This window comes from Pantoea sp. CCBC3-3-1 (genome assembly GCF_007981265.1).
GTDB lineage: Bacteria > Pseudomonadota > Gammaproteobacteria > Enterobacterales > Enterobacteriaceae > Erwinia.
Genome location: NZ_CP034363.1, coordinates 3,366,623 through 3,381,769, shown reverse-complemented (window position 1 = coordinate 3,381,769; position 15,147 = coordinate 3,366,623). Strand labels below are relative to the sequence as shown.

At 55.9% G+C, this 15,147-nt stretch carries 12 protein-coding genes; 7 read left to right on the top strand and 5 right to left on the bottom strand.

The window, feature by feature from the left end; translation table 11 throughout:
* Positions 1-32 precede the first annotated feature (32 nt).
* Positions 33-1,685: a glucan biosynthesis protein D gene (locus EHV07_RS15735; protein ID WP_168199641.1), complete on the bottom strand. Its 1,653-nt coding sequence runs from the start codon at positions 1,683-1,685 to the stop codon at positions 33-35.
* A 402-nt stretch (positions 1,686-2,087) separates the two neighbouring features.
* Between EHV07_RS15735 and elaB the strand changes: the two genes are divergently transcribed.
* The 6 genes from elaB (at position 2,088) to menE (ending at position 8,239) form a co-directional block, all read left to right on the top strand.
* A complete protein-coding gene (gene elaB / locus EHV07_RS15730; RefSeq protein ID WP_147198946.1) occupies positions 2,088-2,405 on the top strand; it encodes a stress response protein ElaB in 318 nt (105 codons plus the stop codon).
* A gap of 195 nt (positions 2,406-2,600) precedes the next feature.
* Entirely contained in the window at positions 2,601-4,259 is a 1,659-nt protein-coding gene (gene menD, locus EHV07_RS15725; protein ID WP_147198945.1) for a 2-succinyl-5-enolpyruvyl-6-hydroxy-3-cyclohexene-1-carboxylic-acid synthase, read from the top strand.
* Positions 4,256-5,029: a 2-succinyl-6-hydroxy-2,4-cyclohexadiene-1-carboxylate synthase gene (gene menH, locus EHV07_RS15720; RefSeq protein ID WP_147198944.1), complete on the top strand. Its 774-nt coding sequence runs from the start codon at positions 4,256-4,258 to the stop codon at positions 5,027-5,029. The genes menD and menH overlap by 4 nt, the downstream gene beginning before the upstream one ends.
* The gene (gene menB / locus EHV07_RS15715; RefSeq protein WP_147198943.1) at positions 5,026-5,883 is read left to right on the top strand and encodes a 1,4-dihydroxy-2-naphthoyl-CoA synthase; all 858 of its coding nucleotides are present in this window, start codon (positions 5,026-5,028) and stop codon (positions 5,881-5,883) included. Before menH ends, menB begins: the two co-directional genes overlap by 4 nt.
* The gene (gene menC, locus EHV07_RS15710) at positions 5,883-6,851 is read left to right on the top strand and encodes an o-succinylbenzoate synthase (protein ID WP_147198942.1); all 969 of its coding nucleotides are present in this window, start codon (positions 5,883-5,885) and stop codon (positions 6,849-6,851) included. The genes menB and menC overlap by 1 nt, the downstream gene beginning before the upstream one ends.
* Before the next feature lie 23 nt (positions 6,852-6,874).
* Complete coding sequence (menE, locus tag EHV07_RS15705) at positions 6,875-8,239, top strand: o-succinylbenzoate--CoA ligase (protein WP_147198941.1); 1,365 nt, start codon at positions 6,875-6,877, stop codon at positions 8,237-8,239.
* A 15-nt stretch (positions 8,240-8,254) separates the two neighbouring features.
* Here menE and EHV07_RS15700 read toward each other — a convergent pair whose 3' ends face one another.
* Positions 8,255-9,694, bottom strand: a complete 1,440-nt coding sequence (locus EHV07_RS15700) for a catalase (protein ID WP_147198940.1) — start codon at positions 9,692-9,694, stop codon at positions 8,255-8,257.
* 219 nt (positions 9,695-9,913) lie between these two features.
* Between EHV07_RS15700 and EHV07_RS15695 the strand changes: the two genes are divergently transcribed.
* A complete protein-coding gene (locus EHV07_RS15695) occupies positions 9,914-11,110 on the top strand; it encodes a nicotinamide mononucleotide deamidase-related protein YfaY (protein ID WP_147198939.1) in 1,197 nt (398 codons plus the stop codon).
* Between the two features lie 50 nt (positions 11,111-11,160).
* Here EHV07_RS15695 and yfaE read toward each other — a convergent pair whose 3' ends face one another.
* The 3 genes from yfaE to nrdA all read right to left on the bottom strand — a co-directional run bounded on the left by yfaE (position 11,161) and on the right by nrdA (position 14,918).
* On the bottom strand, positions 11,161-11,418 hold the full coding sequence (gene yfaE / locus EHV07_RS15690) for a class I ribonucleotide reductase maintenance protein YfaE (protein ID WP_147198938.1): 258 nt from the start codon (positions 11,416-11,418) through the stop codon (positions 11,161-11,163).
* 2 nt (positions 11,419-11,420) lie between these two features.
* On the bottom strand, positions 11,421-12,551 hold the full coding sequence (gene nrdB, locus EHV07_RS15685) for a class Ia ribonucleoside-diphosphate reductase subunit beta (protein WP_147198937.1): 1,131 nt from the start codon (positions 12,549-12,551) through the stop codon (positions 11,421-11,423).
* An 81-nt stretch (positions 12,552-12,632) separates the two neighbouring features.
* Positions 12,633-14,918 (bottom strand): class 1a ribonucleoside-diphosphate reductase subunit alpha, encoded by a 2,286-nt coding sequence (gene nrdA / locus EHV07_RS15680; RefSeq protein WP_147198936.1) that lies wholly within the window; start codon positions 14,916-14,918, stop codon positions 12,633-12,635.
* Between the last annotated feature and the right edge of the window lie 229 nt (positions 14,919-15,147).

The following is a 15,147-nucleotide window of genomic DNA, read 5'->3' as shown; positions in this document are numbered from 1 at the left end:
CCCCAGCTGAGAATATCTTCGTCCTTGTCGTGTTAGCCCGCCGTCATCTGGCGGTCATCGACATATTTACGCTTGTCTGGCGCGGGTGGGAAATATTGATACAGCCAGGTTTCAGTCAGCGTTTCATCTTTCGTGCGCAGGAACAGACGCAGGTTCACCGGCTCGGTTGACGGGCTGTTCGGATACCAGTCAAACAGGATGCGATAGCCGTCAATCGGTTCGACGTAGAGGATTTCAACCTGCTTAATCGTGCCTGACGTCGTCGTAATCACCGGCTCAATGCCTTTCGGTGCAGCCGCTTTCAGATCGCCACCGACAAAATCAACGGCGAAACGACGCGCCCAGACATCCGGGTAATGCTCACCCGGCGCCCAGCCTTCCGGGAAACCGCCCATGCCGGTACGCGTTGCGTTAACACGAGAAAGGCCGCTGCGTACCGGTGGCAGGCCGCTCCAGTAGAGCTTATAGCTGAAGCTGTGCTCGCTTCCCGCCTTGATCGCGTCAGCCGGACGCCAGAAGCAGACAATATTATCCAGCGTTTCGCCGGTCGTCGGGATTTCCATCAGGTTGATGGCCCCTTTGCCCCATTTACCAACCGGCTCAACCCACAGGCTGGGACGCTTGTTGTACCAGCCAATCACGTCCTGATAATCCTGGAAATCATGATTAAGCTGCAACATGCCGAAGCCGCGCGGGTTTTCATCCTGATAAGCGTTATAGGTCAGACGCTGCGGATTGTTCAGCGGACGGCAGATCCACTCGCCGTTGCCGGTCCACATTGCCAGACGATCGGAGTCGTGGATCTGCGGATGAATGGTGTCACACATACGACGTTCGTTATTGCCGCAGCTGAACATGGTGGTCATCGGCGCAATACCCAACTGATCGATATCTTTGCGGGCATACAGATGATTTTCCACCTCCATCACCACGCGTTTCTCTTCGCAGTGGATGATGAATTTAAATGCGCCCGTACAGCTTTCGCCATCCAGCAATGTATAGACGGTAAAGGTGGTGTCATCCGCTTTTGGCGTATCAAACCAGAAGGCGGTGAAGTCCGGGAACTCTTCTTTACTGCCGAAAGTATTAATCGCAACGCCGCGAGCGGACAAGCCGTATTGATAGGTTTCATCGACGGCGCGGAAGTAGCTGGCACCGAGGAAGGAAACGATGTCCTTGCTTGCCAGTTCAGGCTTTTTGAAGGCGCGGAAGCCAGCAAAGCCCAGATCGGTTTTGCCTTCCAGCTGTTTGGTGTCCACTTTGGCATTGTTGTAGTTGAACAGCTCCGGGCGGAAATGGATCTCGCGCGCCTGACGGTTGTTATCAACTGAGAACATGCGCAGGCGGCGTTTAAAGCCCATCCCGACATGGAAAAACTGGACGTCAAGTTCGCGATTAGGAATGTCGTTCCACAGCGAGTGACTGGCGTCGTACTGAATTTCGTTGTAAGCCTGTGGCGTCATCGTCGCCAGCGTTTCCGGCAGGGGAGCTGGCGCGCCGCCGTAAGGCTTTTTCGCAAGGTCTGCGGCCATCTTCTTCAGCACGTCGTAATCAAAATTTTTCGCCGTGCCGTCGGCGATATCGGTATCTGCCCAGGCGGCCTGCGCAAATAAAGTCGATAAACCGGACATCCCGCTTACCGTAGCGAAAGCCATTGACGCTTTCATAAACATTCTTCGATTCATGCCAGAGTCATTTCCTTTGCTGAACGGAGTTTGTAGTGACTGTTGTGCTGTTGCACTTTCAGGGCTGACCTGCAAGCAGGTCGTCATTTAATCTGAATTGTGAGCGGGTCACAGGGTTTTACGACAGCATGTGGCGTCAGAAATTCAGTCAGGCAAAAACTTAACAGATAAATCCGATAAAAGCAGTGAGTTCATCTGCTTTCACGCGTTTTACGATTGTATCCTGAAAAAGGACTTCACACGGGTTTAACGCAACAGCCCTGAAGCACGCAACCCTAATGCAACGTTTGGGACAGCGCAAAATAATAATGCATTATCAGGCGATTCCTGGCCTGCACGGGAAGCAAAGCGGTGGAAAGTGTCTATAGTTATTGAAGAATATTATTCGCACAAGGAGATGTTATGGCTAACGCAACTGAAATCGATCCACAAGATACCCGTCTCGATGACGATCTGGCGCTGCTGACCGAAACGCTGGAAGAGGTGCTGAAATCCTCTGGCGATCCGGCCGATCAGAAGTATGTTGAGCTGAAAGCGAAGGCTGAGAAGTCGCTGAACGACGTTAAAGCTCGCGTCAGCAATGCTTCCGACACCTACTACTATCGCGCTAAGCAGGTCGCCAGCCGTGCCGATGAATACGTACACGAAAAACCATGGCAGGGTATCGGCGTTGGTGCCACTCTGGGTCTGGTTGTCGGTTTACTGCTCGCACGTCGCTAATCATTGCGTTGTGCAGAGACGGGCGTCCTTCGGGGCGCCCGTTTTGTTTTATTACGCCTGGTGCGCGCCTGTTCTGCGCCGGAAAGATGCTTTTGTTACAAAACTGGAAATAGCGCGTTAATCCTGGCTTAAATCAAAATGAGCCGCTGAAGGCTCTTTTATACTGCCCGCTGCTTGTTTGATCTGGAGTGGGTTATGTCACACAGTATCTTCAACCGCAGCTGGGCTGCCGTGATCCTTCATGCCTTAACCCGCCACGGGGTGGAGCACATCTGCATCGCGGCAGGCTCGCGCTCTGCACCGCTGACGCTTGAAGCCGGGAAACGCATGATTTGCCATACGCATTTCGACGAGCGCGGCCTTGGACATCTCGCACTGGGCCTGGCGAAAGCGAGCCGTCAACCGGTAGCGATTATTGTGACTTCCGGGACTGCCGTCGCCAACCTTTATCCTGCGGTTATTGAAGCAAGCCTGACCGGGGAACGCCTGATTGTTATCAGCGCCGATCGGCCGCCAGAGCTGATTGACTGCGGCGCGAATCAGGCTATCGGTCAGACCGGCATTTTTGCCTCACATATCAGTGGTTCCCTGAATTTACCTCGTCCTTCGCCTGATATTCCGGCTCGCTGGCTGGTCTCCGCCATCGATGCGCTTTTGCAACGGCATTCGTCAGGAGCGGTACATATTAATTGTCCTCTGGCAGAGCCGCTTTATGGCGAAGAAGGCGAGACGTTTCAGCGCTGGTACGACCCGCTTGGCCGCTGGTGGCATGACGATCAGCGCTGGCTTACGCTGGATGACGGTCAAAGTACGCCTGTAATGAGTGACTGGCACAGCTGGCGGCAGAGGCGTGGACTCATCGTTGCGGGCAAGATGAGTGCCGAAGAGGGCGAGCGGCTGGCAGCATGGGCGGCTGAACTGGGCTGGCCTTTACTGGCAGATGTGCAGTCGCAAACCGGCATGCCGTTGCCCTGCGCGGAAGTCTGGCTGCGCGAACCTCATGCGCGGGAAACGTTATCGCAGACGCAAATCATCGTGCAGTTTGGTGGCCATCTGACCGGTAAAAACGTCACCTCCTGGCTGGCAGCCGCTCAGCCGGATGCCTGGTGGCTGATCGATCCGCTGCCGGGCCGCCTCGATCCTGCCCATCATCGCAGCCGTCGTATTAAGGCCGGTATTGCCGCCTGGCTGGCCGCGCATCCTGCCGTTGCCCACCCCTGCTGGGCTCCTTCCTTAACGACGCTGGCGAATGAGACGCAAACCCGGCTCAGACGCAAACTGACGCAGTTTGGCGAAGCCCGGCTGGCCGCGCTGTTGCCAGCGCTGTTGCCGCCAGAAGGCAGTTTGTTTCTCGGCAACAGCCTGACTATTCGCCTGGTGGATGCTTTTGCTCAGCTTCCCGCGGGCTATCCCGTTTTCGCTAACCGGGGAGCCAGCGGCATCGACGGATTAATTTCCACCGCAGCAGGTATCCAGCGCGCCAGCCAAAAACCGTTACTGGCGGCGATCGGCGATCTTTCGGCACTGTATGATCTCAACAGCCTGGCGTTACTCAGGCAGGTCACTGCGCCGCTGGTGCTGATCGTAGTAAACAACAATGGCGGCCGGATATTTTCACTGCTCCCTACGCCCCTCGAACAGCGCGAGCGGTTTTTTGCCATGCCGCAGCAGGTGGATTTTTCCGCAGCGGCGGCGATGTTTGCGTTGCGCTATCACCAGCCGCAGGACTGGACATCGTTGCTTTCCGCTGTTGAGCAAGCCTGGCTAAGTGAAAAAGCCACCTTGATTGAATTACGGGTTGAGGATTGCCAGGGCGCCAGCCTGCTGGCGGCTGCCGTGAAGGGGGACGTATGATTTTGCATGCTCACTGGCAGGGATCTCATCACAGCAGCCGACCGGTTTTGGTCTGGCTGCATGGCTTTTTGGGCAGCAGCGCGGACTGGCTGCCTGTTCAGTCCGGGTTCAGCGACTGGCCGCAGCTCAGCATCGATCTCCCAGGCCACGGCGGTTCCCGTGCGCAGCAGATTAGCGATTTTGACCAGCTTTCAGCCCGACTGACTGCCACGCTGCATCATCATCGCATCCGGCGTTACTGGCTGATCGGTTATTCACTCGGAGGGCGCATCGCCATGTTTCATGCCTGCCGCCACAGCGGAGCCGAACTGGCCGGACTGGTGGTAGAAAGCGCCCACCACGGCCTGAACGCAGACGACAGAGCGCACAGGCTGGCGGCGGATCGGCGCTGGGCGACACGCTTTTGCCAGCAGCCGCTGCACCAGACGCTGGACGAATGGTATCGGCAGCCGGTCTTTGCCGATCTCAGCGCAGCGCAGCGGCAGCAGCTGATTTCACTGCGCAGCCATAATCATCCGCAGGCGCTGGCTTCCATGCTGCTGGCGACCTCGCTGGCGAAGCAACCCAATTTACTGCCTGAACTACAGCGGCTGCCTTGTCCGGTTTATTCGCTATGCGGCGAGCAGGACGCGAAGTTTAGCCAGCTCGCCCGACAGGCTGCCTTGCCCTGCGACGCGATTCCTGCCGCGGGTCATAACGCGCATCGCGCTAATCCAGGCGCCTTTGGCCGGCTGCTGGCACAGAAACTCTCTCTTGAGGAATCAACATGATCTATCCCGATGAAGCGACCCTTTATGCGCCAGTAGAATGGCAGGCGTGTGATGCCGGTTTCAGCGATATACGTTTTCATAAATCGCTGGACGGCATCGCCAAAATTACCATCAACCGTCCGCAGGTGCGTAATGCCTTTCGGCCGCAGACGGTGAAGGAGATGCTGCTGGCGCTAAACGATGCCCGCCACGATGAACAGATTGGCGTAATTATCCTGACCGGCGAAGGCAGCGAGGCTTTTTGTGCCGGAGGCGATCAGAAAATTCGCGGCGACTATGGCGGTTACCGTGACGAGTCTGGCGTTCATCATCTCAACGTGCTGGATTTCCAGCGGCAAATCCGCACCTGTCCTAAACCGATTGTGGCAATGGTGGCGGGTTATGCGGTGGGCGGCGGGCACGTGCTGCATATGATGTGCGATCTGACCATTGCTGCTGATAACGCGCAGTTCGGCCAGACCGGGCCAAAAGTCGGTTCTTTTGATGGCGGCTGGGGAGCGGCGTATATGGCGCGCATCGTCGGGCAGAAAAAAGCCCGCGAAATCTGGTTCTTGTGCCGGATGTACAACGCTCAGCAGGCGCTGGATATGGGGCTGGTCAATACCGTTGTCCCGCTGGCCGAACTGGAAAAAGAGACGGTGTGCTGGTGCCGCGAGATGCTGCAAAACAGTCCGATGGCGCTGCGCTGTTTGAAAGCCGCGCTGAATGCCGACTGTGATGGCCAGGCAGGCTTGCAGGAACTGGCCGGTAACGCCACCATGCTGTTTTATATGACTGAAGAGGGCCAGGAAGGACGTAATGCGTTTAATCAGAAGCGCCAGCCCGACTTCAGTCGATTTAAGCGTAATCCATAATGCGCCAGGCTACGCTTCTTAGTTACAACATACCTTTGGCGGCCGGGACGGTACTGCGCGATCGTCGGGTAACAACGCGCTGTGGCTGGCTGGTCAGGCTGAATGACCACGGGGCCGTCGGGTGGGGTGAGATTGCGCCGCTCCCCGGATTCAGCCAGGAAACGCCGGACGCTGCGCTGGCGGCGGCGACCTGCTGGCTGGAAAGCTGGTGTAACGGAGAAAATCCGGCTGAAAGCCCGCTCCCGTCGGTCGCATTTGGGGTGAGCTGCGCGTTGGCCGAGCTGAACGATGAACTGCCTGAGGCGGGGAACTATCAGAGCGCGACGCTTTGCGTGGGCGATCCCGATGAACTGTTCAGCCAGCTCTCTCAGCAGTCAGCACCAGTAGCAAAAATGAAGGTGGGCCTGTATGAACCGGTGCGTGACGGCATGATCGCCGCATTGCTGCTGGAAGCGTTACCGACCCTGACCTTACGGCTGGATGCCAACCGGCAGTGGAGCCTGGAGAAAGCACATCAGTTTGCCCGCAAAGTACCCGAACGGCTGCGTTCACGCATTGCGTTTATTGAAGAACCTTGCCGCACGCAGCAGGAATCCAGAACTTTTGCCCGGGAAACCGGCCTGGCGCTTGCGTGGGATGAAAGCGTACGTGAAGCAAATTTTTTGCCCCTCGCTGAACCGCATCTGCGTGCAGTGGTGATTAAACCGATGTTAACCGGCAGCCTGAGTCAGGTACGCACGCTGATTGCTGAAGCACAACGTGCAGGCCTGACGGCAGTCATCAGCTCGTCGGTGGAGTCCAGCCTTGGCCTGACGCAGCTGGCGCGCGTGGCTGAATGGCTAACGCCTGGCGTCACGCCCGGCCTGGATACGCTGGCGCTGATGCAGCAGCAGCTGGTTCGCCGCTGGCCGCACTCTTCTTTGCCGCTGCTAACGGCAGACGATTTGGTGACAGTATGGCAGCGCTGAATAACGGTTTATCAGAAACCCAAATGCGAACATTTAGTGACTGGCCATGGCGGCACTGGGCACGGCAGAGAGCGGAAGCATGTGCGCTCCGACAAGGCCAGCGTACACTTAGCTGGTCGCAGCTGACGCGGCAAATTGACGAGCTCGCCGCAGGCTTTATCCGTCAGGGCATTCATGCTGGCTGTGGCGTGGTGCTACAGGCAGACAGCAGCGAGCAGGCCGTACTGGCGTATCTTGCCTTGTTGCAGTGTGGGGCTCGCCTGCTGCCGCTAAATCCCCAGCTTCCTGCCAGCCAGACAGATTTTCTGCCTTCATTGAATATCGATTTTGCCCTGACGTTAAAAGGCGATCCGCCTGCCGGGATAGCCGCCTTACAGCGCCAGCCGCGAAGCGGAACGGTCAGGCATGAGTGGCAGGTGGAGACTATCGCCACGCTGACGCTGACCTCCGGCTCATCCGGGCGGCCAAAAGCAGCGGCCCATACTTTAAAAGCGCATCTGGCCAGCGCGCAGGGCGTGGTAGAAAAGATGGGTTTTACCGCAGCGGACAGCTGGCTGCTTTCGCTACCGCTGTATCACGTTTCAGGTCAGGGGATCCTCTGGCGCTGGCTGAGCGTTGGCGGCGGGCTGGCGCTGACAGATGGCGCAACGCTGTCAGCCTCGCTGGCGCGGTGCAGCTTTGCGTCATTGGTACCGACCCAGCTCTGGCGCTTGTTGCAACAACCTCTCCCGACACAGCTGCGCACGGTTTTGTTAGGCGGTGCGGCCATTTCCCCAGCGCTTACCCAGCAGGCAGAAGCGCAGGGCATTGCCTGCTGGTGTGGCTATGGCATGACGGAAACCGCCTCAACCATCGCGGCTAAGCGTGCCAGCGCAACTGTCGGCGTGGGGACGGCGTTGGCAGGGCATCGCATCAGGCTGGTGGCGGGCGAGGTGCAGCTCCAGTCGGCCGCGCTGGCCTGTGGCTACTGGCAAAATGGCGAGCTGCTGCCGTTGGTGGATGAGGACGGCTGGTTTCATACTCGTGATGGTGGCCACTGGGTGGCAGGTGAACTTCAGCTGACCGGCAGGCTGGACAACCAGTTTTTTTCCGCGGGCGAAGGCATTCAGCCAGAGCAGGTGGAAGCGGTGCTGGCAGCGCATCCCGCTGTTGATCAGGTATTTATTGTGCCGAAAGAGGACGAAGAATATGGTCATCGGCCGGTCGCGCTGGTAGCGATAAAGCCTGAACTGTCGTTAAGCGCTTTAGAAGCCTGGGCGGCGCCCAGGCTGGCGGGTTTCCAGCGGCCGGTAAGGTGGTATCTGCTACCGGAGCTGGACAGCGGTGGTATTAAGATTTCCCGCCGACAGTTGATAAATTGGGTAGCGCAGCAGGAAAAAGGGCGGTAATCCGCCCGGATCTGATTATTTCGCTTGTTTCAACGCTTCTTCAACGCCCGCGCCGTAAGCCGGATCCACCTGATAGAAAAGCGCAAGCTGGCGCTGCTGGATGAATTCCGGGATCTGAATCAGCTCACCGGCAATTCGTTTGAACATGCGCTGGTGCTCCTCTTCGCCAAGCAGGTTAAACAGGGCGCGAGGCTGGGAGAAATAGTCGTCATCTTCACGATGGTTCCAGTGGTCGGCCGCGCCTTCGAGTGACAGCGGCGGCTCGCTAAAATCCGGCTGTTCCTGAAAAACATGGAAGCTGTTCGGTTCATAAGTCGCACCATTGCCGCTGTTGCCGTCGACGCGCATTGCGCCGTCGCGATGATAGTTATGGAACGGGCATTTCGGCGCGTTAACCGGGATCTGATGATGGTTGACGCCCAGACGGTAACGATGCGCATCACCATAAGAGAACAGACGCCCCTGCAACATGCGGTCGGGCGAGAAACCAATGCCGGGCACCACGTTTGCCGGACTCATCGCCACCTGTTCTACTTCAGCAAAATAGTTGTCCGGGTTACGATTTAGCTCAAATTCACCCACTTCAATCAGCGGATAGTCGGCGTGCGGCCAGACTTTGGTCAGGTCAAACGGGTTATAGGGCGTCGCTGAGGCTTCCGCTTCAGGCATAATTTGCACAAAGAATTTCCAGCGCGGGAAATTACCCTGTTCAATAGCGTCAAACAGATCGCGCTGCGAGCTTTCACGATCGCGACCAATCAGCAGCGCGGCTTCATCATCCATCAGGTTCTCAATGCCCTGTTCGCAACGCATATGGAATTTCACCCAAAAGCGTTCCTGCTGGTCATTGATAAAGCTGTAGGTGTGGCTGCCAAAGCCATGGATATGGCGATAGGAAGTGGGCAGGCCACGATCGCTGAAGTCGATGGTTAGCTGGTGCAGGGATTCAGGCAGCTGCGAAAAGAAATCCCATTTATAGGTGGGATTACGCAGGTTCGTGCGAGGATCGCGCTTAACGACGTGGTTAAGATCCGGGAACTTTAACGGATCGCGCAGATAAAACACCGGGGTGTTGTTGCCTACCAAATCCCAGTTGCCTTCTTCGGTATAGAACTTCATTGAGAAGCCGCGGATATCGCGCTCGGCATCCGCACCGCCGCGCTCGCCGGCCACGGTGGAAAAGCGCATAAACAGATCGGTTTTTTTCCCCACCTCAGAAAAGATTTTGGCCCGGCTGAAGCGGGTAATATCTTTGGTTACGGTGAAGGTGCCGTAAGCGCCGGATCCTTTGGCGTGCATGCGACGCTCGGGGATCACTTCGCGATCGAAGTGGGCCAGCTTCTCCAAAAACCAGACATCCTGCAACAGCATTGGCCCACGGCGACCTGCGGTCATCACATTATTATTATGGGCAACGGGCGCGCCGGAAGCGGTGGTGAGTCCTTTTTTTGTCATGGGAAATCTCTCTGCATGAGTGGGGTTTTATTATTAAAAATCTGTTTTTAATTGGTACAAGCTATTGTATGCCGCTAGTTTGCCCGTGAACCGGCGACCTCAGCAATCTGGTGCTGGCTATCGCTGCCATACCCAAAACAAACGCAACGGCAAAATGACATTGTGTTTATTCCCCAGGCTTCATACAGTTAACGAATACTGAACGACCCGGAGAACAAAATGATCAGAGTGGAAATGCTCGCCACCGGCGATGAAGTACTGCATGGACAGATTGTCGATACCAATGCCGCGTGGCTGGCTGAGGTGTTGTTCCAGCACGGATTGCCGATGACCAGTCGACAGACAGTCGGCGATGACATCAACGAACTGGTGACGGTGCTCACTGAACGCAGCAAAATTGCTGATGTATTGATCGTGAACGGCGGGTTGGGTCCAACCAGTGATGATTTAAGCGCGCAGGCTGCGGCGATGGCAGCAGGCGTTGAGCTGGTGATGCACGAAGCGTGGCTGGCGAAAATGGAAGCCTTCTTCGCCGGGCGCGGGCGAAAAATGGCGGACAGCAATCGTAAACAGGCGGAAATTCCGCGCGGCGCAGAAATGCTGGATAACCCGGTGGGCACCGCTTGCGGCTTTGCGCTCAAGCTGAACCGCTGCTGGATATTCTTTACGCCTGGCGTGCCGTCTGAATATAAAGTGATGGTTGAACAGCAAATTCTTCCTCGCCTTAAAGCGCGCTTCCCGGTATCAGATCCGCCGGTCTGTTTGCGCCTGACCACTTTTGGCCGGGGCGAAAGCGATCTGGCCTCGGAAATTGAGCCGTTGCCGCTGCCTGAAGGCGTGGTGATGGGCTATCGCGCCTCAATGCCGATTATAGAACTGAAGCTGAACGGCCCGGCCTCTAAGCTGCCCGAGATGGAGCAGTTCTGGCAGCAGGTGCGGGAAATTGCTGGTGAAAGTACTATTTTTGAAGGCACTGAAGGGCTGCCCGCTCAGCTGTCACGTCGGCTAAAAGAAGCGGGCTACCAGCTGGCCATCAGCGAACAGTTTACTGCCGGACTGCTGCACTGGCAGCTGGCGTCGGCAGAAGCGCCGCTGGCTGCGGGAAGCGTGCTGCCAGCCAGTGAAGAAACGCTGGCAGAGCTGGTCGCCCGTAGCCAGTCACTTGCGCAAACCAGCCAGAGCGAGCTGGCGCTGGCGGTCGGCAGCATCCAGGACGAGCATCTGAATATTGCCTTACATACGCCGGGCGGAAGCTGGGGACAAAAAGTGAAGTTCAACGTCAACCGCCACGGCTTAAAAGCCCGCCAGGACGTGGTAGCGATGATGGCGCTGAATATGCTCAGGCGCTGGATGGATGGCCTGGAAATTTCAGGCGGCCACGGCTGGATTGATGTGGTTGAGACATTGCGCGGCTGAAAAGGGCTGTAAAGCAAAAGGCACGTTATTGAAAAATAAAGTGCCTTTTTTTAAATATCCACTTCGATATCGCCGTTCGCCTTACAGCAGCACGGCAGGATCTCTCCCGGCTGAATAAAGGCCAGCGGCTTCTCCGCGTAGCTGACTTCACCTTTCACCAGGCGTATGCGGCAGGAGCCGCAATAGCCTTCACGACACTGAAACTCAATTTGATATTGATGCGCTTCCAGCGTGGTGAGCAGATTGGGATGATCCTCAGCGCACTCCAGCCGGGTGCCGCAGGCGCTGAGAGTAACAAACTGGCGCATTGTTACAGCTGGAAGTCGTCGAAGTCGTTTTCACCCACTTCTGAGTCAATCTGACCCACCAGGTAAGAGCTGACCTCGACTTCCTGCGGAGCAACCTGCACGTTGTCAGACACCAGCCAGGAATTGATCCATGGGATGGGGTTTGAACGCGTTTTAAACGGCAGATCGAGGCCGACAGCCTGCATACGGATATTGGTAATGTACTCAATATACTGGCAGAGGATGTCTTTGTTCAGGCCGATCATCGAGCCGTCACGGAACAGATATTCTGCCCACTCTTTCTCCTGCTGTGCGGCGAGCACGAACAGATCGTAGCACTCCTGACGGCACTCTTTAGCAATCTCCGCCATCTCCGGATCGTCTTCGCCGCTGCGCAGCAGGTTCAGCATATGCTGAGTGCCGGTCAGGTGCAGCGCTTCGTCGCGTGCGATCAGCTTGATGATTTTCGCATTGCCTTCCATTAGTTCGCGCTCGGCGAAGGCGAAGGAACAGGCAAAGCTGACGTAGAAGCGGATCGCTTCCAGCGCGTTAACGCTCATCAGGCAGATATAGAGCTGTTTTTTCAGGGCGCGGAGATTAATCGTAACGCTTTTACCGTTAACCTGATGCGTGCCTTCACCCAGCAGATGCCAGTAGTTGGTCATCTCGATCAGATCGTCGTAGTAGCCCGAAATATCTTTCGCACGGGAAAGGATCTGTTCGTTGGTCACGATATCGTCAAATACGATCGCCGGATCGTTAACGATATTACGAATAATATGGGTATAGGAACGTGAGTGGATCGTCTCGGAGAACGCCCAGGTTTCAATCCAGGTTTCCAGCTCAGGAATCGAAATCAGCGGCAGCAGCGCCACGTTCGGGCTGCGCCCCTGAATAGAATCCAGCAGCGTCTGGTATTTCAGGTTGCTGATAAAGATGTGTTTCTCATGATCCGGCAGACCCTGATAGTCGATACGGTCACGGGAGACGTCCACTTCTTCCGGGCGCCAGAAGAAAGAGAGCTGCTTTTCAATCAGCTTTTCGAAAATGCCGTATTTTTGCTGATCGTAGCGCGCGACGTTAACCGGCTGACCGAAGAACATCGGTTCGTCCAGCTGGTTGTTTTTATTCTGCGAGAACGTTGTGTAAGCCATGAATTCTAATCCAGTGAGGGTGGGCCGGGTAAACCCGGCCCGACACATTGGCTGGGGCGAATCGCTTCGCCCCGCTAATTGTTAAATCTTGCAGGCGCCGCTTTCGCAGCCATCATCCTGAATGGAAGGTGCCAGGTCATCCTGCGCATCTTCCGCGCCGTCACGGGTGTTCTGGTAATAAAGCGTTTTCACCCCGAACTTATAGGCGGTCAGCAGATCTTTCAGCAGCTGTTTCATCGGCACACGACCGTTAGCAAAACGCGTTGGATCGTAGTTGGTGTTGGATGAAATTGCCTGGTCGATGAACTTTTGCATTAACCCGACCAGTTGCAGGTAGCCGTCGTTGTTCGGCATATCCCACAGCAGCTCATAGCTCTCTTTCAGGCGCTCGTATTCTGGCACTACCTGGCGCAGGATACCGTCTTTCGACGCTTTGATGCTGATATGACCGCGCGGCGGTTCAATCCCATTGGTGGCGTTTGAAATCTGCGAAGAGGTTTCAGACGGCATCAGGGCAGAAAGCGTGGAGTTACGCAGGCCGTGCGTTTTGATCTCTTCACGCAGCGCTTCCCAGTCCAGGTGCAGCGGCTCGTTGCTGATCGCGTCCAGATCTTTCTTATAGGTGTCGATCGGCAGAATGCCCTGCGCATAGGTGGTTTCATTAAACCACGCACAGGCGCCTTGCTCTTTTGCCAGCTCGTTTGAGGCTTTCAGCAGATAGAACTGAATGGCTTCAAAGGTCTTGTGCGTCAGGTTGTTCGCGCTGCCGTCAGAGTAGCGTACGCCGTGCTTCGCCAGGTAGTAGGCGTAGTTGATCACGCCTATACCCAGGGTACGACGGCCCATCGCGCCGCGTTTTGCCGCAGGGATTGGGTAATCCTGGTAATCCAGCAGCGCATCCAGCGCGCGAACGGCGAGGGTTGCCAGCTCTTCCAGATCGTCCAGGCTTTCAATCGCGCCAAGGTTAAACGCAGAGAGCGTACAAAGCGCAATCTCACCGTTTTCGTCGTTAACATCAGTCAGCGGCTTGGTCGGCAGCGCGATTTCCAGGCACAGGTTAGACTGGCGCACAGGCGCGATAGCCGGATCGAACGGGCTGTGGGTGTTGCAGTGGTCAACGTTCTGGATGTAGATACGACCGGTAGAAGCACGTTCCTGCATCATCAGAGAGAACAGATCTACCGCTTTTACGCGCTGCTTACGAATGCTGTCGTCTTTTTCATATTTGGTATACAGACGCTCAAACTCAGCCTGATCGGCGAAGAACGCATCATACAGGCCTGGCACGTCAGACGGGCTGAACAGCGTGATATCTTCACCTTTTAACAGGCGGGTATACATCAGTTTGTTAAGCTGTACGCCGTAGTCCATATGGCGGACGCGGTTGCCTTCAACGCCACGGTTGTTTTTCAGCACCAGCAGGCTTTCTACTTCCAGATGCCACATCGGGTAGAACAGCGTCGCCGCACCGCCGCGCACGCCGCCCTGCGAACAGGATTTTACGGCGGTCTGGAAATGTTTGTAGAACGGGATACAACCTGTGTGGAAAGCTTCGCCGCCCCGGATCGGGCTGCCCAGCGCACGAATACGACCCGCATTGATGCCGATACCGGCACGCTGGGAAACGTATTTCACAATGGCGCTGGAAGTCGCATTGATGGAATCCAGGCTGTCACCGCATTCAATCAAAACGCATGAGCTAAACTGGCGGGTAGGGGTACGCACGCCGGACATGATTGGCGTCGGCAGTGAGATTTTAAAGGTGGATACTGCGTCATAGAAACGCTTCACGTAATCCAGACGCGTCTCACGCGGATAGCCGGAGAACAGGCAGGCAGCAACCAGAATGTACAGGAACTGCGCGCTTTCGTAGATCTCACCGCTCACGCGGTTTTGTACCAGATATTTCCCTTCCAGCTGCTTCACGGCGGCATAAGAGAAGTTCATGTCGCGCCAGTGGTCGATAAAGCCGTCCATCTGCTCGAACTCTTCTGCGCTGTAATCTTCCAGCAAATGACGATCGTACTTACCCAGGTCGACCATCTGCTTAACCTGATCGTAAAGCTTAGGCGGCTCAAACTGGCCGTAGGCTTTTTTACGCAGGTGGAAGATGGCCAGACGTGCGGCCATGTACTGATAATCCGGCGCGTCGCGGGAGATCAGGTCGGCGGCAGATTTGATGATCGTTTCGTGGATATCAGAGGTTCTGATGCCTTCGTAGAACTGGATATGTGAACGTAGTTCAACCTGCGAGACGGAGACGTTTTGCAGTCCTTCTGCAGCCCAGTCAAGCACGCGGTGGATTTTATCCAGATTGATGCGTTCGGTGCGGCCATCGCGTTTAGTGACCAGTAGGCTCTGATTCATGTGGCGGTTAATCCTGTCCGTGAAGTCAAAAATATCCCCCGTTTATGCACAGCATACTCAAGTGTGAGTAACTCTGTGGATAAACACTATATATAGGGGGTAAGGGAAGTGTGGGTAACTATATGGTGAGTATTCTAGTAATTTATCAGCGCTTAACAAGGCTTGACGGCGACCCACTTTTACTGATCTAACGCCAGGCTTTTTCCTAAGTCCGCGTTTCTCAAGGCTC